This window comes from Turicibacter sp. TJ11, assembly GCF_021497505.1.
GTDB lineage: Bacteria > Bacillota_I > Bacilli_A > MOL361 > Turicibacteraceae > Turicibacter.
Window position 1 is genome coordinate 576,725 of sequence record NZ_CP069349.1, and the last position, 26,583, is coordinate 603,307.

Annotated in this window: 28 protein-coding genes and 1 other annotated feature; of the genes, 21 read left to right on the top strand and 7 right to left on the bottom strand. The window is 34.8% G+C overall.

Annotated features, from left to right (window positions below; genetic code table 11):
- Nucleotides 1–92 precede the first annotated feature (92 nt).
- Both JRC48_RS02745 and JRC48_RS02750 read left to right on the top strand, forming a co-directional pair.
- A complete protein-coding gene (locus JRC48_RS02745) occupies nt 93–518 on the top strand; it encodes a hypothetical protein (protein ID WP_235070346.1) in 426 nt (141 codons plus the stop codon).
- A gap of 127 nt (nt 519–645) precedes the next feature.
- A complete protein-coding gene (locus tag JRC48_RS02750; RefSeq protein ID WP_235070347.1) occupies nt 646–1,743 on the top strand; it encodes a radical SAM protein in 1,098 nt (365 codons plus the stop codon).
- Nucleotides 1,744–1,868: 125 nt separating this feature from the next.
- Here JRC48_RS02750 and JRC48_RS02755 read toward each other — a convergent pair whose 3' ends face one another.
- The 3 genes from JRC48_RS02755 to JRC48_RS02765 all read right to left on the bottom strand — a co-directional run bounded on the left by JRC48_RS02755 (nt 1,869) and on the right by JRC48_RS02765 (nt 4,799).
- Nucleotides 1,869–3,302 carry a sodium:alanine symporter family protein gene (locus JRC48_RS02755; protein ID WP_235070348.1) on the bottom strand — a complete coding sequence of 478 codons (1,434 nt, stop codon included), beginning with the start codon at nt 3,300–3,302 and terminating at the stop codon, nt 1,869–1,871.
- A gap of 156 nt (nt 3,303–3,458) precedes the next feature.
- The gene (locus JRC48_RS02760) at nt 3,459–3,875 is read right to left on the bottom strand and encodes a hypothetical protein (protein ID WP_235070349.1); all 417 of its coding nucleotides are present in this window, start codon (nt 3,873–3,875) and stop codon (nt 3,459–3,461) included.
- A 75-nt stretch (nt 3,876–3,950) separates the two neighbouring features.
- A complete protein-coding gene (locus JRC48_RS02765) occupies nt 3,951–4,799 on the bottom strand; it encodes a DegV family protein (protein WP_235070350.1) in 849 nt (282 codons plus the stop codon).
- 165 nt (nt 4,800–4,964) lie between these two features.
- On the opposite strand from JRC48_RS02765, the gene JRC48_RS02770 reads away from it, so the two are divergent.
- The 3 genes from JRC48_RS02770 (at nt 4,965) to JRC48_RS02780 (ending at nt 8,045) form a co-directional block, all read left to right on the top strand.
- A complete protein-coding gene (locus JRC48_RS02770; protein ID WP_235070351.1) occupies nt 4,965–5,399 on the top strand; it encodes a YaiI/YqxD family protein in 435 nt (144 codons plus the stop codon).
- Nucleotides 5,400–5,554: 155 nt separating this feature from the next.
- Nucleotides 5,555–7,012 (top strand): cardiolipin synthase, encoded by a 1,458-nt coding sequence (gene cls, locus JRC48_RS02775; protein ID WP_235070352.1) that lies wholly within the window; start codon nt 5,555–5,557, stop codon nt 7,010–7,012.
- A 22-nt stretch (nt 7,013–7,034) separates the two neighbouring features.
- Nucleotides 7,035–8,045, top strand: coding sequence for an aromatic acid exporter family protein (locus JRC48_RS02780; protein ID WP_235070353.1), 1,011 nt, complete (start codon nt 7,035–7,037; stop codon nt 8,043–8,045).
- Between the two features lie 25 nt (nt 8,046–8,070).
- Here the strand turns inward: JRC48_RS02780 and JRC48_RS02785 are convergent, their stop codons facing one another.
- Entirely contained in the window at nt 8,071–9,222 is a 1,152-nt protein-coding gene (locus tag JRC48_RS02785) for a DEAD/DEAH box helicase (RefSeq protein WP_235070354.1), read from the bottom strand.
- A gap of 51 nt (nt 9,223–9,273) precedes the next feature.
- A complete protein-coding gene (locus tag JRC48_RS02790) occupies nt 9,274–9,426 on the bottom strand; it encodes a hypothetical protein (protein WP_235070355.1) in 153 nt (50 codons plus the stop codon).
- A gap of 131 nt (nt 9,427–9,557) precedes the next feature.
- Here JRC48_RS02790 and JRC48_RS02795 point away from each other — a divergent pair, with 131 nt between their 5' ends.
- Nucleotides 9,558–9,839 carry a DUF503 domain-containing protein gene (locus JRC48_RS02795; RefSeq protein ID WP_235070356.1) on the top strand — a complete coding sequence of 94 codons (282 nt, stop codon included), beginning with the start codon at nt 9,558–9,560 and terminating at the stop codon, nt 9,837–9,839.
- Nucleotides 9,840–9,932: 93 nt separating this feature from the next.
- Nucleotides 9,933–11,057, top strand: coding sequence for an AI-2E family transporter (locus JRC48_RS02800; RefSeq protein WP_235070357.1), 1,125 nt, complete (start codon nt 9,933–9,935; stop codon nt 11,055–11,057).
- 183 nt (nt 11,058–11,240) lie between these two features.
- Here JRC48_RS02800 and JRC48_RS02805 read toward each other — a convergent pair whose 3' ends face one another.
- Nucleotides 11,241–11,390 carry a hypothetical protein gene (locus JRC48_RS02805; protein ID WP_235070358.1) on the bottom strand — a complete coding sequence of 50 codons (150 nt, stop codon included), beginning with the start codon at nt 11,388–11,390 and terminating at the stop codon, nt 11,241–11,243.
- A gap of 249 nt (nt 11,391–11,639) precedes the next feature.
- Between JRC48_RS02805 and JRC48_RS02810 the strand changes: the two genes are divergently transcribed.
- The 13 genes from JRC48_RS02810 (at nt 11,640) to JRC48_RS02870 (ending at nt 24,059) form a co-directional block, all read left to right on the top strand.
- The gene (locus JRC48_RS02810; RefSeq protein WP_235070359.1) at nt 11,640–12,992 is read left to right on the top strand and encodes an MATE family efflux transporter; all 1,353 of its coding nucleotides are present in this window, start codon (nt 11,640–11,642) and stop codon (nt 12,990–12,992) included.
- A gap of 64 nt (nt 12,993–13,056) precedes the next feature.
- Nucleotides 13,057–13,289 (top strand) — a binding site (T-box leader).
- Nucleotides 13,290–13,331: 42 nt separating this feature from the next.
- Nucleotides 13,332–13,811, top strand: a complete 480-nt coding sequence (locus JRC48_RS02815; protein ID WP_235070360.1) for an Lrp/AsnC family transcriptional regulator — start codon at nt 13,332–13,334, stop codon at nt 13,809–13,811.
- Entirely contained in the window at nt 13,808–14,977 is a 1,170-nt protein-coding gene (locus tag JRC48_RS02820; protein WP_235070361.1) for an aminotransferase class I/II-fold pyridoxal phosphate-dependent enzyme, read from the top strand. The genes JRC48_RS02815 and JRC48_RS02820 overlap by 4 nt, the downstream gene beginning before the upstream one ends.
- A 14-nt stretch (nt 14,978–14,991) precedes the next feature.
- A complete protein-coding gene (locus JRC48_RS02825) occupies nt 14,992–16,362 on the top strand; it encodes an MATE family efflux transporter (RefSeq protein ID WP_235070362.1) in 1,371 nt (456 codons plus the stop codon).
- Between the two features lie 92 nt (nt 16,363–16,454).
- On the top strand, nt 16,455–17,573 hold the full coding sequence (locus JRC48_RS02830; protein ID WP_235070363.1) for an alpha/beta fold hydrolase: 1,119 nt from the start codon (nt 16,455–16,457) through the stop codon (nt 17,571–17,573).
- A gap of 100 nt (nt 17,574–17,673) precedes the next feature.
- A complete protein-coding gene (locus tag JRC48_RS02835; RefSeq protein WP_235070364.1) occupies nt 17,674–18,462 on the top strand; it encodes a potassium channel family protein in 789 nt (262 codons plus the stop codon).
- Nucleotides 18,463–18,505: 43 nt separating this feature from the next.
- Nucleotides 18,506–18,991, top strand: a complete 486-nt coding sequence (locus JRC48_RS02840; RefSeq protein ID WP_235070365.1) for a GNAT family N-acetyltransferase — start codon at nt 18,506–18,508, stop codon at nt 18,989–18,991.
- Nucleotides 18,992–19,094: 103 nt separating this feature from the next.
- Nucleotides 19,095–19,883 (top strand): YhfC family intramembrane metalloprotease, encoded by a 789-nt coding sequence (locus JRC48_RS02845; protein WP_235070366.1) that lies wholly within the window; start codon nt 19,095–19,097, stop codon nt 19,881–19,883.
- A 61-nt stretch (nt 19,884–19,944) separates the two neighbouring features.
- Nucleotides 19,945–20,205 (top strand): autorepressor SdpR family transcription factor, encoded by a 261-nt coding sequence (locus JRC48_RS02850; protein ID WP_235070367.1) that lies wholly within the window; start codon nt 19,945–19,947, stop codon nt 20,203–20,205.
- 144 nt (nt 20,206–20,349) lie between these two features.
- On the top strand, nt 20,350–20,853 hold the full coding sequence (locus JRC48_RS02855; protein ID WP_235070368.1) for a DedA family protein: 504 nt from the start codon (nt 20,350–20,352) through the stop codon (nt 20,851–20,853).
- A gap of 80 nt (nt 20,854–20,933) precedes the next feature.
- Complete coding sequence (gene cls, locus JRC48_RS02860) at nt 20,934–22,349, top strand: cardiolipin synthase (RefSeq protein ID WP_235070369.1); 1,416 nt, start codon at nt 20,934–20,936, stop codon at nt 22,347–22,349.
- An 83-nt stretch (nt 22,350–22,432) separates the two neighbouring features.
- Complete coding sequence (locus tag JRC48_RS02865; RefSeq protein ID WP_235070370.1) at nt 22,433–23,314, top strand: metallophosphoesterase; 882 nt, start codon at nt 22,433–22,435, stop codon at nt 23,312–23,314.
- Nucleotides 23,307–24,059, top strand: coding sequence for a metallophosphoesterase (locus tag JRC48_RS02870; RefSeq protein ID WP_235070371.1), 753 nt, complete (start codon nt 23,307–23,309; stop codon nt 24,057–24,059). The genes JRC48_RS02865 and JRC48_RS02870 overlap by 8 nt, the downstream gene beginning before the upstream one ends.
- Nucleotides 24,060–24,237: 178 nt before the next feature.
- Here JRC48_RS02870 and JRC48_RS02875 read toward each other — a convergent pair whose 3' ends face one another.
- Nucleotides 24,238–25,854 (bottom strand): IS1182 family transposase, encoded by a 1,617-nt coding sequence (locus JRC48_RS02875; protein WP_235070372.1) that lies wholly within the window; start codon nt 25,852–25,854, stop codon nt 24,238–24,240.
- 183 nt (nt 25,855–26,037) lie between these two features.
- Between JRC48_RS02875 and JRC48_RS02880 the strand changes: the two genes are divergently transcribed.
- Nucleotides 26,038–26,463: a DUF2680 domain-containing protein gene (locus JRC48_RS02880; RefSeq protein ID WP_235070373.1), complete on the top strand. Its 426-nt coding sequence runs from the start codon at nt 26,038–26,040 to the stop codon at nt 26,461–26,463.
- Nucleotides 26,464–26,583: the final 120 nt, after the last annotated feature.

A 26,583-nucleotide genomic window follows, 5' to 3' on the forward strand; every position in this document is an offset into this window, starting at 1 on the left:
CATATAATAAACTATCAAATCAAAACACAAAAAGTGATGGGAGAGTCTCGAATAGGCATACCCTCCAAATTTAGTAGAGGGGATGAAAGATCATGGCTATTAATCGAGTGGAAGTGCTTGTTTTAAATCATAGCCAAAAAGCAGTCGAAAAGTTTGGTCGAAATAGCTCTGCTGTTCGTTATTATCAAGAAGAGGAGAGCAGTGAGTTAGTGAATGATTTATATCAACATTGGTTTGGGATTAATGAAGCCTGTATTGTTGCACATCATATGGCAACGATTAGTGATGAAGATGATGAAGTTAATGTCGTCGTCGCCGTTAATCATTTAAATTCAAGCGCCTCTTATGAGGTGAAAAAGTTAAAGGGCAAACGATTACGTTATGTTTTTATCTTCTTTGATAAAGAAGAAGTTGAAGCAAGAACCTATGTTTATGAAACATTAAAACCTTTATTACTGCAAAATAAAATTCAACCTGTTTCAGTAGAAATTGACTATCATAATGTTATTTTTTATTAGATCAAGGAGAGCCTGCTCTCCTTTTTTTTGTGTCAAATTTACAATAACAGTCATGAATTATATAAATCGACAATATAATGAAATGAGATAAACTTTCATCAATTAAATGAATGAGGTGAAATGGATGATGAACTTTTTAAATAATATGAACTTATTACCTAAAAATTTTATTGTTGCGAATGTGGTAGAAGTTTTAAAAGAAGACCCTGAAAATGGGGTAGAGAAGTTGTATGAGATGTCTCAGACATTTGTCACTGATCCACAAGTCAAAGCAATTGTAGGGCAAATTAAAGGGTATTACGATACACATCCGTCAATTAAGCGATATATTAAGAATATGATTTATAATACGAATAAAACGTGTTTGAACTACTTTTTACAAAATGTTGCAGTTAAAGAATTATGGGAGGGGTTACCTAAGCGTGAGCAATTATCGGCTCAGTATCGAATCCATATTCCACATGCGATTGTCATTGATCTTGGAATGAATGATAGCTTATCAAGTCAGGGGTGTTCGCCTCAGTTTGATCCCAATTTAGCGATGCCTTTATCAGAAGTGAATCGTCTCGTATTAGAAGCGAAAGAACTTGGAATTCATCAAATTCTGATAACGGGCGGTGATCCATTTCTTAACGATAGCTTATTAAAAATGTATGAAAAACATAATGATGTGGAATTTATGGTTTTAACGAATGGAAGTTTACTAAATGACCAACGTTGTTTGACATTATCTAAACTTGGAAATGTTTTTCCACTGATTCTGCTTGAGGGAAATAAAGAGCAGGTGAGTGAAGCGATTCTAGGATCAGCCTATGAAGAGATTATGGCTGGATTAGAACGATTAAAATCATACGGTATTTTATTCGGGGCGATAACGCCGGTTAAACGTTCAACTCTTAAGCTCATTTCATCAGATGATTTTATCTTACCTTTAATTCGTAAAGGTTCACGATTAAATGCTTATGTTATCACTCACGATGAACCCTTACAACCTCAAGAGTATGAAGAGTTAGAGGCACGCGTGTCATTTATTCGTCAAACAAGACCTTATGTGACTTTCTTATTAAGAAGTTCTCAGCCATTTGTTTGTCGCCGCTTAGTGGGGCCATTTTATTTTGATTATGAATTAAACGGGCAAAAACAACAAATTCATCTGCCACAAGTCAATGTTCAAAAGAGTCAAAATAAACAACTTCTTCAAGTGTTAAGAGAGATGAATAGTTAAAAGGTCTAGTTATACGACTGTTAAAGACGTCATTTTGACAAAGGTTAGTTCGATCACCACGAGAATCTGATTTATTGTTTTAGGACAAATAAGAAAAGCAGCTCTTTGTTAAGAGCTGCTTTTTCTTATTTCCATTCGTCTGCGTTGACTAAACCTTCAATATCAGAAGCTTTAAACACAGGATCTTGAATTCCTTTTTTCTTTTGATCGATGTAGTTTTGTGAAGCTTTGAAAGCAAATTTTCCTAATAATAAAATAGCAATTAAGTTAACGATAGCCATAAATGACATGAATAAATCAGCTAAATTCCAAACGATATCTACTTTTGTTAATGATCCGAAAATAATCATCCCAACGACAATCGCACGATAAGAAACTAACCAGAATTTATTAGTGCTCATAAATTCAATATTCGATTCACCATAGTAGTAGTTTCCGATAATTGAACTAAAAGCAAATAATAAAATACAAAAAGCAATGAAGTAGTTTCCAAAGATACCAATTTCAGATGTTAAAGCGGCTTGTGTTAACTGAATCCCTGTTAAGTTTGAATCAGCGTGTGTTCCTGATAATAAGATGACAAAAGCTGTACAGCTACAAATTAAAATCGTATCTGTAAAAACACCTAATGTTTGAATTAAACCTTGTTTAACTGGGTGAGAGACTTCAGCTGTTGCCGCTGCGTTTGGTGCACTCCCCATACCCGCTTCATTTGAGAATAAACCGCGTTTAACCCCTTGGATAAACATGACACCAAAAGCACCTGATGCAAATGAACTAAAATCAAAGGCATTTGAAACAATTAATGTAATTACTGAAGGGATTTTTGTGATATTTAAGATAATGACTAAAACAGCCACTAAAACGTAAGCTACTGCTAAAATAGGAACAATGACTTCTGAAACTTTAGCGATACGTTGTACCCCACCAAAGATGATCACAGCTGTGAAGATGGCTAAGATAATTCCGACGATTAATTTATCTGCTCCAAAGGCTGTTTGGAACGCTTCTGTAATCGTATTGGCTTGAACGGCATTAAACACGAATCCAAACGTAATTGTAATTAAAATTGAGAACAGAAGTCCTAACCAACGTTTATTTAATCCTTTTTCAATGTAGTAAGCAGGTCCTCCACGATAACCACCTGATTCATCTTTTACTTTATAAATTTGCGCTAGCGTACTTTCAACAAAACTCGAAGCACCACCGATTAAAGCAATGACCCACATCCAAAACACAGATCCTGGACCACCGACTGCGATGGCTAAAGCAACCCCAGCGATATTTCCTGTTCCAACACGTGAAGCGGTACTAATACAAAAGGCTTGAAAAGAAGAGACTTTTCCATCTTTTGTTGAACTCCCAACACCGTCTCCTAATAAACGAATCATTTCTTTCATCATTCTAAATTGGACAAAGTTTGTTTTAAATGTAAAATAAAACCCTGCAATTAAAAGTAAAACAATTAATAAGTAAGTTCCGATGTACGTGTTTCCGAAACTAATGATGTTACTTAAAACATCCAAAATCTTGCTACCCATAAGCGTTAAATTTTCCATAATGTCCTCCTTCTTACTCTACATCCTCGTCATATTTTGACACTCCGTGTTTAAGTATAGCTTAAAATTAGGATAAATGGAATAAAAACACAGAAATTAGAAAAAATTGGTAATTTAAAAAAGACCTTTAAGTAGAGGACTTAAAGGTCAATCAAATTAGTTTTTAAAAGGATCGAATCCTGTGATGATTAAAGTTGCCCAATCTGATTCATCAACAGTTTTCCATTGATATTTAATATTTAATTTTTTTAACCAAGCGTTTAGTCCAGTTGCTGTTTTTCCATCCGTAGCGGCTTGTCGTCCAAATGTTTCTTTAATAAAGTCTAATAACTCTTTTTGTTGAGTGGCATCTAATTCCTTCTCAACTAATGTTTCTAAATGATCGCGAACTGTTTGGTAAGATAATTTATCGTCACGATATAAATCATTAACTAATAATTGACGTTCACGGTTTAATTCTAAAATCACTTGTTCAATTTCTTGATGATTTTTTAAATATTTTTTAGCAATGTTCATAGCTTGAATCTCTTGATCGATTTTAACAATACGCTTTTCGATAGCTGAACTTTTCATAATATCTCACTTCGCATTTCTAATAGTTTTCCTTAGCTTTTGCATTATACCACTCATTAGAAGAGGTAGCAATCATTATTTTACAAAATATGCAATTCCAATACTTCCAGGTCCAACGTGACATCCAATCACGGGACCAATGGATTGAATAATAACGGTTGTTTGAAGTTCATCTTCAATTTGTTGTGCAAGTTTTTGACCTTCAGCGGCACAATTAATATGATGAACAACGACGCCTCCGAGTTCACGTCCTTCTAAATCTTCTTTCAGTTTTTCAATGAGTTTTAAAATCGCTTTTTTCTTCGTTCGAACCTTCGTAAACACGGTTGTTTCTCCTTGTTCAACCGTTAAAATCGGTTTGATTTGCAAGATGTTTCCTAAAAGTGCCGATGCATTTCCGATACGTCCACCTTTTTTTAAATAATCAAGTGTTTCAGGTGTGAATAAAAATCGACTATTGTCTCGAATCGTTTGAACGAGCGTTAATAGTTCATTTAATGACGCTCCTTGTTTAGCTGCCTTAGCCGCTTCAATCGCCATCAATCCCATTTGCATGCAATTAGTTTGTGAATCAAAGATCTCAATGACAGCGTCCTGATTTTGTTCTAAAATTAAGTCTTTAACAAGATGTGCACTCGAATACGTGCCGCTCATTTTAGACGAGAGAAAGATCCCTAATACCTCATGTCCGTCATTCGTTAATTTTTCAAATGCGGCTAACATTTCCTCAGGAGAAGGTTGAGAAGACGTTGGAATAGTAGGATAGGTAGGGAGTTGCTGATAAAAGTCAGCTAAATCAATATCTACTTCACGTTTAGAATCGTGATTAATAATGACATTAAGAGAGACGACAGTAATATCTAATTCTTCACAAATAGATGCGGGAATATAAGATGTACTATCGGTTAAAATTTTAACAGTCATAATAAGCCTCCAGTTGATTAATGGATAAAATAGGATAAAATTAATTATATCGCAAATTCGCCTAAAAAGTCATCAAATTTATCATAAACAGATGTGTTTCATCATGAGATAGACTTAATTTAGTCGAATCTATCAAACAAAAGTAGAAAGAAGGCGTTGATTTAGTTGAAAATTTATATTGATGCAGATGGATGTCCCGTCATTCATGAAACGATTAAAGTGGCTCATTCATTTCAAATAGAAGTCGTCATTGTTTGTGACGCTGCTCATCAGTTTATGATTGAAGGCGTTCAAACCATCACGGTGATGCAAGGCGCAGATGCAGTGGATTTTGAAATTATTAATCGATTAAAACCAAACGATTTAGTGATCACACAAGATTATGGTCTTGCCGCCTTAGTTTTAGCTAAAAAGGGAGTTGTCTTAAATCAAAACGGTAAATGGTACACAGAAAATAACATTAATGAATTGTTAGATCTACGTTATCATTCACAAAAAATGAGACAATCAGGTGTTCGATTAAAAGGTCCTAAAAAACGAAAAAAAGAAGACAACGATCAATTCGTTCAAGCATTAACCTTCTTTTTAAGTGACAAATAGGCGGGGAAGGTAGTTTCCCTTATCAAAAAATAAAAATTAAGGTATAATAGGAAAGCTTATAATTTCTTTTAATGAACTAAAAGGGATTAGTAAGGGAGTAGACTTTCTTCATTTTCTAGCAGGTAAAAGAGAGTGAAGGATTGGAGGTTTTTTTCATGTTAGCATGGATCATCGCATTATCATTACTCGTCATACAAATGATTAACTTATGTACGATTTTAATAATGATTTTTCGTCGCAGAGATGAACCCATTTATATTATAGCCTGGACGATGATTATGACATTTATTCCGTTTATTGGATTTTTATTGTATCTTTTATTCGGTCATGGACCGATTATAAAAAAAAAGCGAACCTTTTTAGATGAAATCGAAGAGTTAGGTTATCAAGAGGCGGTTGATTTACAGTTAGAAATGGTTGAGCAAACATCAGCCAATTATTTTCCCTATACGTCATTGATTGAGTTCAATTTAAATTACAATAAAAGTGTCTTAACTAGATATAATAGTTTAACGTATTTTAGTGATGCGAACGATAAGTACGAGCAATTAATGAAAGATATTGAACAGGCCACTGATACGATTCATGTGCTTTACTTTATTATTCGTGGTGATCACTCTGGAAAAGCATTAATTGAGGCCTTAACGAAAAAAGCGAAACAAGGGGTTAAAGTGCGATTAGTTTATGATGATGGAGGAAGCTTTTTGACACCGTCATCAGTGTTTAAGCCGTTAAAAGAAGCGGGAGGAATTGTTGTCAAACACTATCCTGCTAAGTTTAAGATTTTTACCTTAAACTGGAATTATCGAAACCATCGAAAAATTGTCGTGATTGACGGAAAAATCGGTTATTTTGGTGGAATGAATATTGGAGATGAGTATTTATCAAAAAATCCAAAATATACGCCTTGGCGTGATGCTCATTTACGTGTTAAAGGTGAAATGGTTAAGTTACTGCAACTGAGATTTTTAAAAGATTACGCTGCGGTTATTGAGGAAGTCGCTGATCTTGACGAGGTGGAACAACAAATTGATCGTTATTTTCCACCAATTTCAAGTGAAGAAGAGGAGATGTATATGCAGCTTGTTTGTGATGGGCCTGATCAAAAAATAGATCACATGCGCGCGGCCTACATTAAACTCATTATGTCTGCTAAAAAAAGTATTTGGATTCAAAGTCCTTATTTTATTCCCGATAGTGAATTTTTACATGTGTTAAAAATAGCGTCTCATTCTGGATTAGATGTTAAAATTATGATTCCAGTCATTCCAGATAACCATTTTGTTCATCGAACAACAACATCTTATATTAAAGAATTACTTGAAGCTAATATTGAAGTTTATTTTTATGAAGGATTTTTACATTCAAAAGTGTTTATTATTGATGAAGAAATGGCAACTGTTGGATCAGTGAATATGGATGTGCGAAGCTTTAGTATTAATTTTGAGTTAGCTGCGTTCATTTATCATGAAAAAATGACGAGTGAGTTAGTAAATCAATTTAAAACGGATCAACTAAACTGTCAAAAGCTAGATTGGAATTATGAACAAAGTAAGTCATGGTTCATGAAAGCTGAAGAATCGGTTTATCGTTTATTATCGATGTTAATGTAATAGGAAAGGAGAGGAGAGTCACATGAAGCACAAATTAGGGATGCGTACCATTAAAACAGCGGTAGGTGCAACGCTTGCGATGTTAATTTCTGAATCACTTGGATTAAATTACGCCCTGTCTGCTGGAATTATTACCGTATTAAGTGTTCAAAATACGAAACGAAAATCGCTTGAAACAGGGTTAGCTCGTTTAAATTCAACCCTTCTTGCATTAGGAATTAGTTGTTTAATGTTTACACTTTTTGGATTCAACTCGGTAGCGTTTGGAATTTATTTATTAATTTTCATTCCGTTAGCGGTGAAATTTAAGTTAAGTGATGGTATCGCAGTTAGCTCTGTTTTAGTGACACATGTTTTAGGAGAAGGAACTATTAGTTTAGCAATCCTTTGGAATGAAGTCATGTTAATGGTCGTCGGTGCAGGGATTGCCATCTTATTTAACTTATACATGCCAAATATGATTGCACAAATTAAAAAAGATCAAGATGAAATTGAGGAACATTTTCGTACCGTGTTATTTTGCTTAGCTAATACAACAAGAAGTCAAGCAGTAGCTATTGATGAAGAAGAGTTATTTGAATCACTTGAGAGGCATCTAGATGAGGCAAGAACTCGAGCAGAGCGAAATCGTCAAAACTATTTTTTAGAGGAAATGACTTATTACGTTCAATACATGGAAATGCGAGCGATGCAATATCAAGTTTTAACGAGTATGCGTCAGACGCTTGGGAAAGTCATGATGACCGTTGAACAATCAAATCTTTTGGCTGATTTAACCGAACATATTGCGAACTCTTTACACGAATTTAATACAGCTGATGAATTGATCCAAGAGACTCAAACGGTATTAATATGTTGTCGTAATCAAGAGCTACCTAAATCACGAGAAGAGTTTGAAAATCGGGCCATGTTATTTCAATATTTAAATGATGTGATGCATTTACTTGAGATTAAACGTCAATTTATTCAAAACTTAACGCCTAAACAAATCGAATTGTTTAATCCACAAGCGCTTGAAAAAGCGACAAATTAAAAAAGATGACCCCAGGTCATCTTTTTTAATTTGATTTTAAAGGAATAAATTTACCATGACTAACTGTCATTTCATCAAAGGTAATTTTAAATTTCTTTTGATATTTTTTTAACGTGCTTAATTCTTTTTCAGTAATAATACAAATTGATTTTCCTGATTGATATCCGCGTGCCGTACGACCTGCACGATGTAAATACTCATTTGGATTAGCAGGGCAGTCTAAGTGGATGACATGTGTAACTTCTGGAATGTCTAATCCACGTGCAGTTAAATCCGTTGAAATTAATAATCGAATGCTTCCATTTCTAAACGCATCTAAGGCACGTTTTCGTTCTTCTTTTTTAATATTTCCACGCATCATAAACGTTTCTTTTTTATGGAAATTTAACTTTTCAGCAATTTCTTGCATGGAATCATTTTGATTAACAAAAATTAAAGCACGAGTTGGTTCTTCAGCAACGATCAGTTTGCGTAATAATTCAAATTTATCACGACGATCACCTTTTAAATAGTAATGTTGAATGTTTGGATTCATTTCAACTTCATCAGAAGCTTTGATGATGACGGGTTCTTTCATCATTGATTGAGCTAATGCAGATGTGTTTTCACTAATTGAAGCTGAGAATAAACAAAGTTGACGATCTCTTAACGTTGTTTTAATAATGTCTTGAATCGTTTTAGTGTTCGTGTTATCTAATAAGCTATCCGCTTCATCTAAGACAATCGTTTTAATTGTATGAGCTGTAATTTTTTTCTTTTTGATTAATTCTAAAATTCGTCCAGGTGTTCCAACAATAAAGTGCGGCTTCGTATCTTTTAATTTTTTAATTTGTTTTTCAATATTCGCACCACCAATAATAGTGGTTGAAGTCACCGCTTCACCTGAATTAGTTGCTAATAATTTAATTTGTTGATCAATTTGCATGACAAGCTCATGTGTGGGCGCTAAAATAAGAACTTGCATTTCACGTTTGCTAGTATCAACCTTTTGAAATAAAGGAGCAACGAAAGCTAAAGTTTTTCCACTTCCTGTATGTGATTGAGCAATCACATCTTGATGAGATAAAATAACGGGTACTGCTTGGGCTTGAATGGCAGTTGGGGTTGTAATGTTTTGTTTGATTAAACCTTCGACGATCGAAGCATTTAATCCTAAGGCTTCAAATGATAAAGACATAGTCATCCTCCTTTTAAAATTCACTAAAGACCAACTAGGGACGGGCTTGTCTTATTTATCGAATAATCCGCCACCTTTATGATTTTTAATGCGTTTGCGCGCCTCACCAATTTGTTTATCTGGACGCTTTAATTTATCTTGTTGTTTTGTTTTTTGACGCTTTTCTTCGATAATTTTTTTCATTAAATCCATGTTTGTTGCCATAATTTGTTCTCCTACACATAAAATAATGATGTTAAAATTTTTTAACTCTCTTATTTTATAATATTTAAGAGGTTTTATCTATTATTCAAGATACATTTGTCGAAAAAAGTATTGATTCGAGGTGGAATGAAATGAAAATTGGTTATTTAGAAATAAAATTAGGAGCTCCTTGGGTTCATAGTCTCAAAGAAAAACGGATGATTGTTCGAAGTATCATTGCAAAAGTGAGACAAAGCTTTAATGTTTCGATTCATGAAATTGGCACGCAAGATGAGCATCAAATCATTACGCTCGGCGTGACAACGGGATCAAATTCTTTCCCACAACTTCAATCCGTCCTTGATCAAGTGGTGAACTTTATTGAATCAAATTATGAGACGAGTGTTGATGATATTTTCACAGAAATTATCTAATGTAAAATAATGATGTAATTGTAGGTTTTAAATTGTCAATGAAAGTAATAAATAGTATAATTTGTTATATTATTGTTGACAGGGGGTTCCCACATGAATCAATCAATGAAACAACCAGTGACCTTTTTAAGAGGCTTAGCGTTTGTAGCAGCAGCTTATATTTTAATTAAAGTCATTGATTCTTATCACTTAATTTTTGCAAGTTTAGGTGGGATGTTCTCGACGATTTCACCATTTTTAATGGCGTTTATTTTTGCCTATTTATTAAATCCTATTATTGTTTTTTTAGAACGACAATTTAAATTAAAGCGTGCATGGAGTGTCACTTTTACATATGTTGGACTTCTTTTCCTTTGTTATGTGGCGGGAAGTTTTTTATTTCCTATTATTTATCAAAGTGGAAGAGATTTAATTTCACAACTTCCGACATTTGCGATTAAGATGCAAATGTTAATGGATCAGTGGATGATGAACTCTTATCCACTTGAACTCAGTGATTTAGCACCGATTCAGGACCAAATCATGACGACCATTCCTAAGCTAACGGATGTGTTAACACGCTCATTAAGTTCGTTAGTAGGAATGACTTATAGTGCTTTAATGGGGACCGGTAACTTTTTAATGGCGTTCATTATTAGTATTTATGTTTTACTTGAAAAAGAGAAGTTTATCTCAATCGTCAAGAAACTAATTTTTATTGTTTTTCGTAAAAAAATGGCCACTCATTTTGTAGGAGCTGGGCAACTGTTTCATGCAAACATCGGTAAATATTTAATTGGTAAATCATTAGATTCTATCTTTGTTGGTGTTTGTGCGATTATCGGCTTGTCATTTATTGGCGCTAAGTATGCGGTGTTACTCGGTGTTATTTTTGGGATTATGAATATGATCCCATTCGTTGGACCTATTATCGGCACATTAGTAGCTGTTGGGATTAATCTTTTTTATAATCCATTAGTCGCTTTCGTGACTTTCATTTTTTTACTCATTGTTCAGCAAGTTGAAACACTCGTCATCGATCCAAAAGTCGTCGGTGAAAAAATGGGATTAAATCCATTTTTCACGTTACTCGCTGTGACGATCGGTGGTAAGTTTTTTGGAATGTTTGGAATGATTTTAAGTGTCCCAGTGATGGGGATGATTAAATTTTATGTCACGACGTTCATTAATCAACAGTATGACACGCTTTATCCGGCGGTAGAAACACAAACTGAATAAGTTAAATCATATCAAAAAGACATTTTCGTGACGGAAAATGTCTTTTTTACAGTTCGTACAATTACACATCTTTTCATGAACTATTCGTCTTAGAGAATCACATTTTATAATTAACGATGATCGTTAAATAGGTATGAAAAAAGCGATAGAGAAGCTTGTAACTATCGCTTGTTGTGAGAAAAACTAGCCTAAAATACCTGCTTTTCTTCGCTTGCTTTTTCCTTTTTGACCTTTGACCATTTCACGACTTGGCATGAATTGTGTTTTTTGATTGGCTGTTGATTGTTTCTTTTGTTCTAATAATGCTTGAATGGATTGTTTCGTTTGACTCATTCTAGTTGCTCCTTTCACACTAAATTATGTTCATTTTATCGAAAAATGATAAACTTGACTAGTCACCTTGAAAAAAAACTTGATTTCAGTGTTAGTTTTTGTTAGAATATAGTGGATTTTGTATAAAAATATATTTAATTTACAAGTGTTGAACCCCCACTTTGAACAAACTTCAAATTGGGGGTTTTTGTATGCATTTTTATAAAAGATCGTGACTTTAATAAACTTTAGAAGAGAAAGAGGGATTAAATGAAATCAAATCAATTATTTTATAAACGATTGTTAATGTTAGCACTTCCGATTGTGGTTCAAAATTTAATTACCACATCCTTAAATATGTTAGATACCATTATGATCGGGAGTTTAGGAGAAGTTCAATTAGCCGCTGTCGGGGTGGCGAATCAATTTTATTTCTTATATAGCTTACTTGCGATGGGAATTGGAGCAGGATGTTCCATTTTAATTGCTCAGCTATGGGGGAAAAAAGATGAAGCGAAAATTCATTCTGTGTTAAAGTTAGGATTAATCGCAGCCATCATGTTAGCGTCTATTTTTATGATCATTGGACATTTTGGTGCAGAGTCTATTATTTCATTATTTAATGAAGATCGAGAGGTGATTAGACTAGGAAGTGAATACTTACGTATTTCGATCATGAGTTATATGGTGTCAGCCATCTCGTTTGTTTTTGCGGGAGCCTTACGTAGTATTGGAAATAGCGCCTTACCGATGTGGGGAAGTGTTGTTGGATTATTAGTAAATGCTGTGTTAAATGCCATCTTAATTTTTGGTTTATTTAACATGCCAGCGTTAGGTGTTTCAGGGGCTGCCATTGCGACATTAATTGCACGTATCGTTGAATGTTTGATTATTTTAATGATTGTGACATTGAAGGTAAAGCCGCTGCGCTTAACACTTAAAGATTTTAAACATATCGATGCGCCAATGGCTAAACTGTTATACCTCACTGCTTTACCAGTTGTATTAAATGAGGCATGTTGGGGACTTGCGAATGTTACTTATACGATGATTTATGGTCATATCGGCGTTAATGCGATTGCCACAACTCAAATTACATCAACGATTATGAACTTATTTACGATTGTAATCTTTGGAATGGCTCATGCATCGGTTGTGTTAATTGGAAATGAAATTGGAGCAAACCGAGAAGAACAAGGAATCACTTATGCCAAAAATATTATCCGTCTATCGATGGGTGTCGGTGTTTTAATGGCCATTATTTTAGCTTTATTAGCTCCGTTTATTGTAAAAATCTATAATGTGTCACCCATCGTTCGCGAAGATGCGATGAAAATCTTATGGATTTATGGAATTTTCATGTTACCACGCGTTTATAACGGAATTTTAATTGTTGGAATTTTACGCGGAGGTGGCGATGCAAAGTACGGGTCGATTGCACAAGGATTATCGATCTGGTTAGTCGGAATTCCATTAGCATTTATAGCCGCCTATGTGATGAACTGGTCGATTTCTTACGTTATTTTCTTTGGTGCCTTAGAAGAAATTTTACGTTGCATCATTTTAAGACGTCGATTTAAATCAAATAAATGGATTAATAATATGGTAAAAGATATCGATTAAAACCTGATTATTTTTAAAAATGACTTGTCACTTTTTCATTTTCTCGCTATAATAGAAAAAAATAGCAAAGATAGTGAGAAGAAAGAGTAAATTTAGACGAACTTTTTAGAGAGCTGATGAGGGTGAAAATTCAGCAAGTGACGATAAATTGAAGCAGTCTTTGAATCGCGCACTGAGAACTAGGTCGTTGATCTAATGTAGGTGTAGCCGTTTTACTCACGTTACGAGTATCGAGTGAGTCATGAGTTTAGAATGACTTATGAGGGTGGTACCGCGAAGATAACCTTCGTCCCTTTTGGGATGAAGGTTTTTTTTATTTTAAACATAGGAGGTTAAATGATGGAAGAGATTTTAGAAATCTTAGAAAAGAACAGTCGCTATACCGATGAAGAAATAGCGGTTATGGCAGGAAAAACAGTGGAAGAAGTTCGTGAAGCGATTCGTGATTATGAAGAGCGTAGCATTATTGCAGGCTATACGACTTTAATTAACTGGGAAAACACAGGAAAAGAAACCGTAACAGCTTTAATTGAAGTTAAAGTGACACCACAACGTGGAGAAGGATTTGATAAAGTGGCAGAACGCATTTATAACTTTGAACAAGTTCGTGCGTGCTACTTAATGTCAGGTGGATTTGACTTAACCGTTATTGTTGAAGGAAAAACAATGAAAGAAGTAGCGATGTTTGTTTCAGAAAAATTAGCGGTTCAAGAATATGTGTTAAGCTGTGCAACGCATTTTGTCTTAAAAAAATATAAAGACCATGGAACCATTTTTAAAGAGAAAGAATTTGATGATCGTGAGGTAATTTTCTTATGAGATTAGAGGATATGATTTTAGAAAATGTTAAAAATATGCCACCTTCAGGAATTCGTAAATATTTTGATATGGTTCATGAGATGGAAGGTGTTATTTCTTTAGGTGTTGGGGAACCCGATTTTGTTACACCGTGGAATGTTCGTGAAGCGGGAATTTATTCGTTAGAAAAAGGGCATACTCACTATTCTTCAAATGCTGGATTTATGGAATTACGCTATGAAATTTCTCGCTATCTATATCGCCGCTTTGAGCTATGTTATCATCCAGAAGATGAAATCTTAGTCACAGTGGGTGGAAGTGAAGGGATTGACTTAGCGCTTCGTGCCTTAGTTGGTCCAGGAGATGAAGTCATTATTCCCGAACCAAGCTTTGTTGCTTATAAAGGTTGTACGACATTCACAGGAGCAACACCTAAAATTATTGAATTAAAAGCTGAAAATGAGTTTAAACTAACGAAGGAAGAACTTTTAGAGGCGATTACACCTAAAACAAAAGTGCTTATTATGCCGTTTCCAAATAATCCAACCGGAGCGATTATGACAAAAGATGAGTTACAAGAGTTAGTGGATGTATTAAAAGACAAAGAAATTATTATTATTTCAGATGAAATTTATGCCGAGCTAACGTATGATCAAAAGCATGTCTCAATTGCAAGTTTCAAAGAAGTTAAAGAACAGACACTCGTGATCAATGGATTTTCAAAAGCATATGCCATGACCGGATGGCGTTTAGGTTATGTGTGTGGGCACAAAACGTTAATTAGTGCGATGAAAAAAATTCATCAATATGCCATCATGTGTTCGCCAACAACTTCTCAGTATGCGGCCATTGAAGCGATGAAAAATGGAGATGCTAGCGTTGAAATGATGGTGAAGGAGTATAATCAACGACGCCGAGTTTTAGTTGATGGATTTAAAAAGTTAGGACTCGATTGTTTTGAACCATTAGGTGCTTTTTATGTCTTCCCATGTATTAAATCAACGGGGTTATCTTCTGATGAATTTTGTGAGAAACTCTTATTAACTGAGAAAGTTTTAACAGTCCCTGGCAACGCCTTTGGAGACTGTGGCGACGGATTTATCCGCGCTTGTTATGCTTCATCGATGGAAAATATAAAAGAAGCACTAAAGCGTATTGAACGTTTCTTAGATCAATTAAAGAAATAGAAAAAGGTGAAAGTTTGAAACATCAAGAGGAATTAGCAACGAAATCAATTACTAAATTATTAATTCAATATTCAGTGCCAGCCATTACCGGAATGTTAGTGAATGCCCTTTATAACATTGTCGATCGCGTCTTTATCGGAAATATTCCACAAGAAGGATCGCTCGCTATTACAGGAATCGGAATTACCATGCCAATTTCTACAATTATCTTAGCGTGTGGAATGCTCGTTGGAGTTGGAAGCACGGCGAACATTTCTATTAAGCTTGGTGAAGGTAGACGCGAAGTAGCTGAGCGAATCATCGGAAATAATATCACGTTATCCGTGATAATTGGCCTATTCATTACCGCGATTGGATTAGGATTTAAAGAGCCTATTTTAAGAGCGTTTGGAGCAAGTGAACAAACACTTCCTTATGCGAATCAGTATATCACCATTATTTTAATGGGAACCATTTTTAGTGTGTTAGGTTATTCATTAAACAGTAATATCCGTGCAGATGGAAATCCGATGATTGCCGCCTTAACGATGATTGTAGGGTGTGCCATTAATATTGTTTTAGATCCGATCTTAATTTTTAAGTTTGGATGGGGAATTAAAGGAGCAGCGATTGCGACGGTTATCTCGCAATTTGTCACTGCGATTTGGGTTCTTCTTTACTTCGTTTTGAAAAAATCCAATTTGAAATTTAAACCAAGTGACCTAAAATTAGATGCCGCGTTAGTTCGAATGATTTTAGCGATTGGTTCAGCTCCTTTTGCGATGCAACTAGCGACTAGTTTTGTTCAAGTCATTGCGAATAATGCCTTAAAGACGTATGGAGGCGATTTAGCCATTGGAGCGATGGCGACCATTTCATCGATTTCTCTCATCTTTTTAATGCCGATCTTTGGACTTAACCAAGGATCGCAACCGATTATTGGTTATAACTATGGCGCTAAACAGTATTCACGCGTGAAAGAGACCTTTTTAATCTCACTAGGCTTTGGAACGTTTATTTTAGCGATTGGATTCATTGTTGTTCAATTCTTTCCCGCGACGATTATTTCATTCTTTAACTCGGATCCTGAACTCATGGAGATTACGATTCGAGGCATCCGAATCTATTTGTTTATGCTAATTTTTGTCTCTGTTTCAATTGTGGGCTCGAATTTTTTCCAATCTATTGGAAAAGCTCGTTTAGCCATTGTTTTAAGTTTACTTCGACAACTTATTTTATTAGTTCCGCTTATTCTTGTCTTACCTCGCTTTATGGGATTAGATGGCGTGTGGCTAGCTCAACCGATTTCAGATACATTAGCCATTATCATTACCCTCATATGTTTAATTAGACAGTTTAAGCATTTACATCAAAAAGAATTTGATGAGTTAAATTTTAAAAATTAATAAAAGCCGTTCTACTTGTTAGAACGGCTTTTTATCATATTATTCTCCTTTTTTTCATACGCTTCAAAAAGAGAGTTAAAAGGAGAGAATCAATGAAAAAGATGATAAAAAAACTAGTCGTACGTTTATTAGGAATAATGATAATCATTGCATTTTTAGTTCTAGGATGCCTATTTGTTTGGCGTCACTTATTACAACAGTCTGTTCTATCATCTGCACAGGAAATGGTGGATCAAGGGGGCACTAGTGAAGTCCAAGAGGTGACGCTTGGAGGGATGAAGCAGTATATCGCGATTGAAGGAAAGCGTCTTGATCAACCGGTTTGCTTATTTTTACATGGAGGCCCAGGACTTGCAGTTCCCTATGGAATCAGTGGTCGAAATTATCAAGAAACGTTGAGTTCACATTGTACAGTTGTATATTGGGATCAACGAGGATCAGGAAAAACATATAGCGAAACAGAAGAGATTGAATCATTAAACTATGCGCAACTAGAAACCGATGCCGTGGAATTAATTGATTACTTAAGAGATACCTTTAAACAAGACAAAATCTATTTAATTGGCTATACTTGGGGAAGTGTGCTCGGATTACGTTTAGCAGAGAAAATTCCAGATCAGCTACACGCTTATATAGGACTGTCTCAAGTGTTAAGCCCAAGTTTATCTGAAAAAGAGCTTTATCATTGGTTAATTGAAGAATTTAGGATGGAGGGAGAAACGGAATTAGCCTTTGCTTTAAAACAAATTGGGGAACCCCCTTATCAATCAGCGAGTGTTTATGAAAAATTTCAAAAACTAATGAATCAAAGTAATGCTTACGCAAAGTGGACGGACGGACTACCCAATGTAAATGTGTTAAGTTGGATTTTACAAGTGTTTTCTTCTCCTGATTTGACGTTATCAGAAGTTTATGACACGTTAATTCAAGCGTCTCATGAGATGTTAAATAAAAGTGAGTATTGGGAAGAACTTCAGCACGTGAATTTATTAGAAGAAGTCAATGAAGTAAACATTCCTGTTTATTTTGCAAGCGGTGTGAATGATTATATTTGCTCAACTGAGTTACTAAAAACATGGTTAGAAAAACTTCAAGCCCCTCAAAAAGAATTCTTGCTTTTAGAGGAATCAGCCCATTACTTTTCAACAAATGATGAAAAAGAAATTTATGAGTGGCTAAAAGAGGTGATAGAAGATTCTTCTTCTAAGTAAATGAATCAAAAAGAAGTGATGCACAGAAGGCATCACTTTTTTCATAATTGAAATACGTTTGATTCATACTAAACATAAATCGAAATGACGAGGTAGATTTATGAGTAAAAATAACGTATATCAATTTAGTATTATTGTTTGTTCATTAATTGTGGTGGTGATGACCATCATGCAATTAACCATGAATTTATCCCCGGAAACGAACCAAGTGTTTAATGTGTTAGACGTGTTAATGTGGTTGTTTTTTTTAATTGATTACATCTATCGCTTAATGAAAAGTGAGCATAAGATTACATTTGTTAAAGAAAACAAAATTGATGTCTTAACCATTATTCCTTATTTCTCAGCCTTTCGCTTGCTTCGGTTGATTCGAGTGGTAGAGGTTATGCCTTTGTTTCGCTTTATGAAGGTGTTGCGTGCCGCTGCGATGTTAAGTAATGTTTCTAAGCGGATCGGCGTGTTTTTTAGAACGAATAATTTTCATTATGTCGCAGGAATTACTCTCATCGTGATTTTACTTGGGGCGGGTGGAGTCTCATTAGTTGAAGCGATGCCCTTTAAAGATGCTTTGTGGTGGAGCATTGTGACCGTAACGACGGTTGGATATGGGGATATTGTTCCTAAAACAGGATTAGGACGTATTATCGCAAGTTTGAGTATGATGAGTGGGATTGGATTTATAGGGCTTTTTACCGGAACGATCTCCAGCTACTTTTTAAATCGTCGGGTGAATGAGCATCAACCTAAATATGTAACGGAACTTTTAGAACGACTTCATCATTTTGATGAATTAAGTGAAGCGGAGTTTAACGAGATCGTCAGTCTTTTACAGTTAGTCAAACAGGGACAGGAAAAAAATAAAGAAGGAAGTGATTTGGAGAAAAAATGAAATTAAAAATGTGATATACTTAAAAAAGAGGGGGGAGCGCATCATGAAACAACCTGAAATTATTAACATTAATGACACCTTAAGATTAAAAACACCTAAAAAAACAGACTGGGATTTAGCTTATCCCTGGTATCAAAATCAACAAGTGATGTATTTATCAGAAGGTGTGAAACATCAAACTTATGAGTTAAATCATATTTATAATATGTATGAATACTTAAGTACAAGAGGCGAGCTTTATTTTATTGAAGTAAAAGAAGATGGACGTTTTAAAGCCATTGGCGATGTGACGTTATGGGAAGAAAACCTACCCATTGCCATCGGAGAAGAAGCTTACTGGGGACAGGGCATTGGTAAATTGGTCATTCAAACATTATTAAAACGAGCAAAAAGCCTTGGAATGACAAAAATTTCAGTTCCAGCCATCTATCATTATAATGAAAGATCATTACGACTTTTTGAGTCCTGTGGATTTAAAAAAGTGGGGGAAAATGAAACGGAAAAGTCATACGAAAAGATTTTAAAATAATCCTTTAAACGCTGTAAAAGAAAGCTCTGTTTTATATACAAAAGGTTTAAATCAAGCTTACAAAAGCGTGTGATGAAGGATTTATGATGAGGTGGGGGAGTATATGGTTAGTACTTTATCAATGATTAGCATGGGGATCACACTTTTAATTTGTTTTGTCGTGCCAATTCTTTTATTATGGGGCGTTCGTCGTCGCTATCACGCCTCATTTAAAAGTTTCTTAGTGGGAATGATTACCTTCATTGTGGCGACACAAGTTATTGAAGCACCTATTCATGCTTATTTTCTAATGTATAACGAAACAACGATTCAATGGTTTGCGACTCATCCATGGCTATATGCTTTATATGGAGGATTAATGGCTGGAATCTTAGAAGAAACGGCGCGTTATGTAAGTTTTAAATGGATCTTAAAAAAACAAACACGTTTTCAAGATAGCTTAAGCTATGGACTGGGTCACGGTGGAATAGAGGCCATGTTAATCGTGGGAACGACTTATTTGAATAATTTAGTATTATCATTAATGATCAATCAAGGGCTTGTTGAAAAGTTAGGGCTAGAAGCAGAGCTTCAAGAGACAATTGTCACGCAATTAACACAAACGTCACCGCTTCTTTTTAGCTTAGCTGGTTATGAACGATTGATGACATTAATCATTCAAATCGGACTGTCTGTTCTCGTGTTTAAAGCCATTCGTGAGAGAAAAAACTATTATTACGCAATGGCCATTTTCATTCATGCATGCTTAGACTTCAAAGCGGTCTTTGCACAGCTAGGATTTTTAAATTTATATTGGATTGAAGGATTTGTTACCCTTTACGCCATTGGTTTCATGATTTTTATGTTAAAACAAGCCAAATTTTATCAAGAAGATTTGAGTAGTGAAAAATAAATTTAGTTTTTAAAAAAGGAGGCAGGTCTCGTTTGCTAAAAGAAGCAACGGAGAAGACAACATGAATAAAGCATTTCAAGCACTAGCGGATCCAACAAGACGAACGATTTTAAAAAAGTTAAATAAGGGAGAAATGACAGCGGGACAAATTGCGGCCTGTTTTGATATGAGTAAGCCGTCGATTACGCATCATTTAAATATTTTAAAAAATGCGGATTTAATACAAAGTGAAAAACGGGGTCAATTTGTCGTCTATACGTTAAATACAACGGTCATTTCAGATGTTGTCGGTTGGTTTTATGAATTTACGCATCGAATGTAATACTAAAAGAAGTCTAAATCGAGTGATGTTGGACTTCTTTTTGTTTTTACATAATTTATACCAATATTTCTATCCTATCTGATTGAATGTTTTTTAGATGTTGTGAAATAATAAATGAATGAATAGCAAAAGGATGATGTAGAAATGGAAAATATTCAGACAATCTTAAATTACTTTACGGAGTATGGATTACTCTTTATGTTTATCATTGTTTTCTTAGAGTATATGAATTTACCTGGCTTACCCGCAGGAATTATTATGCCAGCAGCGGGAATTTTAATTGCTAGTCATGGAATGAACTTTGGGATGGCGTTAATTGTCTCTGTCATCGCAGGATTACTTGGAAGTTATGTCTTATACTTTCTCGGCTTTTTCTTAGGTCATTCCGTACTTGAAAAATTTTATAAAAAATATAAAAAATTACGACCTTCTATTGATAAAGCCGTCAGTTATACTGAAAAACACGGAAATAAAGGGGTGTTTTTAGCACGTTTAATTCCAGTAGCAAGAACGTTAATTTCGCTGACTGTGGGGACAGTCCGAATGAATTTTGTTTCTTTTAGTTTTTATTCTGTCCTTGGAATTACGATTTGGAACTTAGTGTTCATTTATGCGGGTTATGCTTTTGGGTATTTGTTTTTAAATTAAATGTGGGGAAGTAGGGGGAAATCTATTATCGCTTAATGAACTCAAAAGATGAAATCATTAAGCTTATTGGAGGACCACTCATGATCACATGGCTCTTTATCATCTTTCGAACGATTAACTTGATACTGATTTGGATCTTAATTTTTTATAAAAGAAAAGAACCAGCTTTGTTATTAGCTTGGATTTTATTATTAATCTTTCTTCCCCCAGTTGGATTTGTCATGTATCAATTATTTGAACGAACACCGATTCCTAAAAAGAAGACGTTGTTTTTAAATGAATATCACGAACAAAAACAAACTCGGACGTTTTCTCGATCATTTAATAATTCAGTTGCTTCGGTCATTGCCTTTAATGAAATTTATAACGGAAGTAAACTGTATATGTTTCATGATTGGATGTACTTTTCAAATGGAAAAGATAAGTATAAACAATTATTTGCTGATATTGAACAAGCAACAGAATCGATTCATTTATTATATTTCATCGTTCGTGAGGATGAAGTAGGAGAAAAGCTGATTGACTTGTTGACACAAAAAGCTTCTCAAGGCGTTGAAGTTCGGTTAGTTTATGATAGTGCAGGCTGCTTTGGAACGCGTTTAAACTATTTTAAACCAATCATCGAAGCAGGTGGACATGTTTATCACTTTCATCCCCCAACTTTTCGCTTAATTGGATTGAATTATAATTATCGAAATCACCGAAAAATTGTGGTGATTGATGGGCGAATTGGCTATTTAGGTGGCATGAATATCGGTAAAGAGTATATGTCGTTAGATCCTAAATATGCTCCTTGGCGAGACGGTCATATTCGATTAGTCGGAGAAGCAGTCGCTGATTTACAGTATCGCTTCATTAAAGATTACTTATTAGTTTGTGAAGACGATAAAGACGAACTGCATATTAAAGAACAACTTAATCACTATTATAAGTCTTCCTTAGTCATGACGCCTTGTCCGATTCAAATTGTCTCAGCAGGACCTGATACGCCAACCGATGATATCAAGATGGCATTTATTAAAATGATGCAAGTGGCAACAACGTCAATTCGAATTCAAACACCGTACTTTATTCCAGATTCGTTATTTTTAGAGACGTTAAAAATTGCTGCTTATTCAGGGGTAAAAGTAGAGGTCATGATCCCAACGATTGCGGATCATCATTATGTTCATCGAACAACAACTTCGTATATTAAAGAATTAAGAGAAGCGAACATTACAGTGTATTTATATGAAGGCTTTTTACATTCTAAAAATTTAATTATTGATGATGAAATTTGCACTGTTGGATCAACCAATATTGATCAACGAAGTTTTAAAATTAATTACGAAATTAATGCGTTTATTTACGATAAAGAATTGACGGATCAGGTTGTTTATCAGTTTCACAAAGATGTGAACAATTGCCGCATCGTCGATGAAACATATGAACGTGAAAAATCATTAATCATTCGTATAGAAGAAGCGATTTATCGACTGATTTCGATGTTGTTATAGCGTTAAGTTTAAGAAGAAAGGAGAGACGTTTATCCAAATGATGACTTTTCTACTAGCTAATGAATCATTTGGAGACGGAAGATATGCTAATAGTTTATTTACTACTAATTATTTTATTTTGTTATGGGGAACAAGAACTGTTTTCAACCTCTTTTTATCCATTAAAAACAAAAAAACTACGCTTAACGAAAGGACCGATTCGAATCGTTCATTTATCGGATTTACATTCAAAGTCATTTGGACATCAAAATCGTCGACTGATACAAAGGATTAAGCGCTTGAATCCTGATTTTATCGTGACAACAGGCGATATGATTACTTCAACAGATGAAAATGGAGAGGTCTTTTTAAATGTCGTTAAGTCGCTGATTGATCAGTATCCCATCTTTTATGTTGAAGGCAATCACGAAATTACAGCAAGATATGATGAACTCAATCGCCAAACAGGCTGGTATGAAGATTATTTGAAATCTTTAGAAGCACTAGGTGTTCATCTCTTAAATAATGAACAACGACAAGTCATCATTAACGATGAGGTCATTAATGTGTGTGGCTTTACGGTTCCCTTAGCCCACTATTATGCAGTTCCTCAGTCCATTCAAAAACAAGCAAATGTGAAAAAAGTTGAGCATCTTCATGATGTTTTACCTGATCTTAATTTAGATGAATTTAACCTCTTATTAGCACACAATCCTTTTTTAGCTTCTTTATATGAAGCACATGGATTTGATCAGGTGTATTGTGGTCACGTTCACGGAGGAGCGATTCGATTACCTTTCATAGGTGGCGTATTATCACCTGAACGAACGTTATTTCCGAAATACAGTGCCGGTGTCTATCAGATTGGGAAAATGAAGATGATTGTGAGTCGAGGATTAGGGCGTTTACGATTATTTAATCGACCTGAGATTGTCGTTGTCGATCTCATGCCACAAGACGTTTGGGAGGAGAATAAAAATGATTAAGCTTGATCAAATAGCCATTATTTCAGATATTCATGGTAATTTGCCTGCTTTAGAAGCGGTATTAGAGGATATTAAAGATAAAGGAATTTCTCAGATTATTTGCTTAGGCGATATGATTGGAAAAGGGCCACATTCAATGGAAGTGCTTGAGCAATGTTTAGATCATTGCCATGTGATTATTAAGGGGAATTGGGAAGAATTTATTTCCGATCCTCAAACAAAAGAAACGGACTTTATTAAATTTTATCGTGATCAATTAGGAGATCACTATTTATCGTTAATTAGAAATTTACCTGGTGTCACTGGTTTTTGGCTGAGTGGGAAATACATTCGCTTATTTCATGCGAATCCGCATAGTGTCTTTCGCCGAGTTTATCAAACCTCGCCTTTAAGTGAACGATTAGCGCTATTTGAAGTTCCACAACTTCCTTCAACCGAAGCATTGACTTTAAAATCAGATGTCGTTGGTTATGGAGATATTCATGAAGGGTATCTGCAACATATTGATCAAGGCCGTATGATATTTAATGTTGGAAGTGTGGGGAATTCATGTGATTTTATTCCGATGGCTGCTTATGTAATTTTAGAAGGAAAATTACACAGTCAGGAAGAAGCGGATTTTTCCATTCAATTTTGCCGCGTGAAGTATGACCGTGAAAAAGCTATTTCACAAGCATTAGCATCTAAAATGCCTGATCAAGAGGCTTATATTAATGAAATAAAAACAGGTTGTTATAGTCGATAAATGGGGCTGTATCAAAATGACTAAAATTTTATAGTCATGGAGCGACATGCTCCTTTTTTTGGCTATTCATCGTAAAAAAATCAGTCTGTAAATTTAATTTTATGGGTTAGACTTAATTTTAAGCACGACGAAAAGAAGGACGTTTCTTTCCTTCAAAATGACAGTCTATTCTGATTTTTTAAGCCACTTTCCCTGGATGAAGTTGTTGTCCGCAACGATGGCTTTGAATTTTGTTATGTAATTTTTGCACATTATATCCAAAACATAGAAGCAATAGTTCGACTGTGACCTGAATTTTTCCACGGGTTAAAAATTTTCTGAAGCCGTAATCTTGTTTTAACACGCCAAAAGCACCTTCGACTTGAATCGAACGATTCTTTCTTAACAGAATCCCTTCTTCACTTTGGATATTTTTAAGTGACTCTGTTCTTAGCGAAAGCATTTTTTTAGACACTTCCAATCGTTTTGAGTTTCCTTCTTTCGCTTTTGTACATTTTAAACGCAAAGGACAATCTTGGCAGGTTTCACATTCATAAATCGTGACTTCTTTTCGATAACCGGTCTGACTTTCTCGAATTTTAACTTCGATCGGTTTTAACGTTCTGCCATTTGCGCACGTATAGGTATCGTTGAGTTCATCGTACGTCATGTTTTCTCGTTTCCCCAGTTGAGCTTTATATTTTCTTGTTTTTGAGGTTTCATAGTTGAGGGGCTTAATGAAACCTTTTTGATGGTTTTCCTTCAAATAAGCATAATTTTCTTCACTTTCATATCCAGCATCCGCAATGATTTGTTTAAACGTTCTGGAAAGCCGACCTTTCAGGGAATCTAAAAATGGAATGAGTGTGGGGACATCGTTAGCTGACTGAAAAACGCCCACACCTACGATATACTCGGCCTCAACTCCAATCTGGACATTATACCCAGGTTTGAGTTGCCCATTTTTCATGTGATCTTCTTTCATTCGCATGAAGGTGGCATCCGGATCTGTTTTTGAACAACTTGAGCGGGTTGAACCGATCATTTTTTGATAGTCCAAGTAAATGATTTGTTTCTCTATGAATGCTTCAAGTGTTTCAATCTGACGTTGAAGCTCTGTTTTTCGCTTCCCTTTCCCATAAACAAATTCAAGAGATTGCTCGATGACTTTTTCTTTTAAATTCAATAAACAAGCCTCTAACACAGGTAATGGATTCTTAACATCAAATGAATAGGAAGTGAGATAGCTGTCATTCACTTGTTGAAGGAGTTTTTCTATTTTGACCTGGAGCTTCGCTTCATTTTTAGTCACTGATTTTAACCAAATAAACGAATAGCGATTGGCATTGGCTTCAATTTTTGTTCCATCAATAAATAGGTTTTTAAAATGAATTTCATCTAAGGTGTGAAGACGCTCAATGAATTGATCAAATAAATCTTCCATGACACCATCGCTTAAATGATGTTTTCTAAATCGATTAATCGTATGATGGCTAGGCGCTGGATATCCATTTAATAACCAGATAAAATGAATATCCCGTTGACAAAGTCGCTGAATTTCTCGTGAAGAAAAAGAGCGATTCATATACGCGTAAATTAAAATCTTAAACATGATCACCGGTGGTACGACAGAATTTCTCCCTTTATCAGAGTAAGTGCTTAATAATTTTTTATCATCTAATCCCTCCAATAATTGATTAAGCAAACGTACAGGATCATGAGGTGGAATATAAACTTGAATATCCATCGTTAAAGAGAGTTGATATCCAGCTGAATAAGTTGTATAATCTTGATGTATATTTTCTTGATTACGCATAAAAAAAGTATACAAAAAAGCAGTCCCGAATGGGACTGCCTTTTTTTGTATCTTTTAGATTTTTAATTCAAGGGCCATCTATTTTGAGACAGCCCCATTTATATTTTCAAAAACTTGGAATACAATCTTTCGCTGAATTCGTTAAAACTAAAACTGTTGGTTTATTCAGAAAGGAGAATTCAGATGAAAAAAGTAAGATTAACATTAAGTGCTATGTTATTAGCTGCAACTATTGGCTTAACAGGACAGGCACAAGAAGCAACAAAAGAAGGGCAAATGCCACCTGCTTTGACAGAAGAGCAAAAAGATGAAATGGCTAAACAAATGGAAGCCGAATACAAAGCGATGCAGGAAAAATTCAATGCTTTATCTGACGATCAGAAAAAAGAAATCTATGATCTTTATGATAAAGTGAATGTTGCTAAAATTAGATTATTAGATAAATATGTTGAATTTGGATTAATGTCAGAAGATGAAGCTAAAGACATCCAACAACGTATGTCTCAAATGGCTGAAAAAATTCGTAATGAACAACAATTCATTGGATTTAAAGCACCTCATACTAAAAAAGCAAAAAATGAAGTGTCATCTAATCAACCACAATCATAAGCAAAGTCAAATAACGAAAAACCTCAACTTAGTTGAGGTTTTTTTATTAGGTGTATGAATCACCATCGCAAAAACTAAAAAACTGCATATGATAAAGTAAGAAGTTTAAATAAATTTTAG

Excerpts from the sequence above, each read along its gene's own strand:
- JRC48_RS02790 (WP_235070355.1), bottom strand. The coding sequence starts at position 9,426 with ATGGCAACAAACATGGATTTAATGAAAAAAATTATCGAAGAAAAGCGT.
- JRC48_RS02780 (WP_235070353.1), top strand. The coding sequence starts at position 7,035 with ATGAAGCACAAATTAGGGATGCGTACCATTAAAACAGCGGTAGGTGCA.
- JRC48_RS02820 (WP_235070361.1), top strand. The coding sequence starts at position 13,808 with ATGAGATTAGAGGATATGATTTTAGAAAATGTTAAAAATATGCCACCT.
- JRC48_RS02765 (WP_235070350.1), bottom strand. The coding sequence starts at position 4,799 with ATGACTGTTAAAATTTTAACCGATAGTACATCTTATATTCCCGCATCT.
- JRC48_RS02800 (WP_235070357.1), top strand. The coding sequence starts at position 9,933 with ATGAATCAATCAATGAAACAACCAGTGACCTTTTTAAGAGGCTTAGCG.
- JRC48_RS02875 (WP_235070372.1), bottom strand. The coding sequence starts at position 25,854 with ATGCGTAATCAAGAAAATATACATCAAGATTATACAACTTATTCAGCT.
- JRC48_RS02810 (WP_235070359.1), top strand. The coding sequence starts at position 11,640 with ATGAAATCAAATCAATTATTTTATAAACGATTGTTAATGTTAGCACTT.
- JRC48_RS02750 (WP_235070347.1), top strand. The coding sequence starts at position 646 with ATGAACTTTTTAAATAATATGAACTTATTACCTAAAAATTTTATTGTT.
- JRC48_RS02760 (WP_235070349.1), bottom strand. The coding sequence starts at position 3,875 with ATGAAAAGTTCAGCTATCGAAAAGCGTATTGTTAAAATCGATCAAGAG.
- JRC48_RS02795 (WP_235070356.1), top strand. The coding sequence starts at position 9,558 with ATGAAAATTGGTTATTTAGAAATAAAATTAGGAGCTCCTTGGGTTCAT.
- JRC48_RS02785 (WP_235070354.1), bottom strand. The coding sequence starts at position 9,222 with ATGTCTTTATCATTTGAAGCCTTAGGATTAAATGCTTCGATCGTCGAA.
- JRC48_RS02865 (WP_235070370.1), top strand. The coding sequence starts at position 22,433 with ATGCTAATAGTTTATTTACTACTAATTATTTTATTTTGTTATGGGGAA.
- JRC48_RS02840 (WP_235070365.1), top strand. The coding sequence starts at position 18,506 with ATGAAACAACCTGAAATTATTAACATTAATGACACCTTAAGATTAAAA.
- JRC48_RS02870 (WP_235070371.1), top strand. The coding sequence starts at position 23,307 with ATGATTAAGCTTGATCAAATAGCCATTATTTCAGATATTCATGGTAAT.
- cls (WP_235070369.1), top strand. The coding sequence starts at position 20,934 with ATGATCACATGGCTCTTTATCATCTTTCGAACGATTAACTTGATACTG.
- JRC48_RS02880 (WP_235070373.1), top strand. The coding sequence starts at position 26,038 with ATGAAAAAAGTAAGATTAACATTAAGTGCTATGTTATTAGCTGCAACT.
- cls (WP_235070352.1), top strand. The coding sequence starts at position 5,555 with ATGTTAGCATGGATCATCGCATTATCATTACTCGTCATACAAATGATT.
- JRC48_RS02835 (WP_235070364.1), top strand. The coding sequence starts at position 17,674 with ATGAGTAAAAATAACGTATATCAATTTAGTATTATTGTTTGTTCATTA.
- JRC48_RS02745 (WP_235070346.1), top strand. The coding sequence starts at position 93 with ATGGCTATTAATCGAGTGGAAGTGCTTGTTTTAAATCATAGCCAAAAA.
- JRC48_RS02815 (WP_235070360.1), top strand. The coding sequence starts at position 13,332 with ATGGAAGAGATTTTAGAAATCTTAGAAAAGAACAGTCGCTATACCGAT.
- JRC48_RS02830 (WP_235070363.1), top strand. The coding sequence starts at position 16,455 with ATGAAAAAGATGATAAAAAAACTAGTCGTACGTTTATTAGGAATAATG.
- JRC48_RS02755 (WP_235070348.1), bottom strand. The coding sequence starts at position 3,302 with ATGGAAAATTTAACGCTTATGGGTAGCAAGATTTTGGATGTTTTAAGT.
- JRC48_RS02855 (WP_235070368.1), top strand. The coding sequence starts at position 20,350 with ATGGAAAATATTCAGACAATCTTAAATTACTTTACGGAGTATGGATTA.
- JRC48_RS02805 (WP_235070358.1), bottom strand. The coding sequence starts at position 11,390 with ATGAGTCAAACGAAACAATCCATTCAAGCATTATTAGAACAAAAGAAA.
- JRC48_RS02850 (WP_235070367.1), top strand. The coding sequence starts at position 19,945 with ATGAATAAAGCATTTCAAGCACTAGCGGATCCAACAAGACGAACGATT.
- JRC48_RS02845 (WP_235070366.1), top strand. The coding sequence starts at position 19,095 with ATGGTTAGTACTTTATCAATGATTAGCATGGGGATCACACTTTTAATT.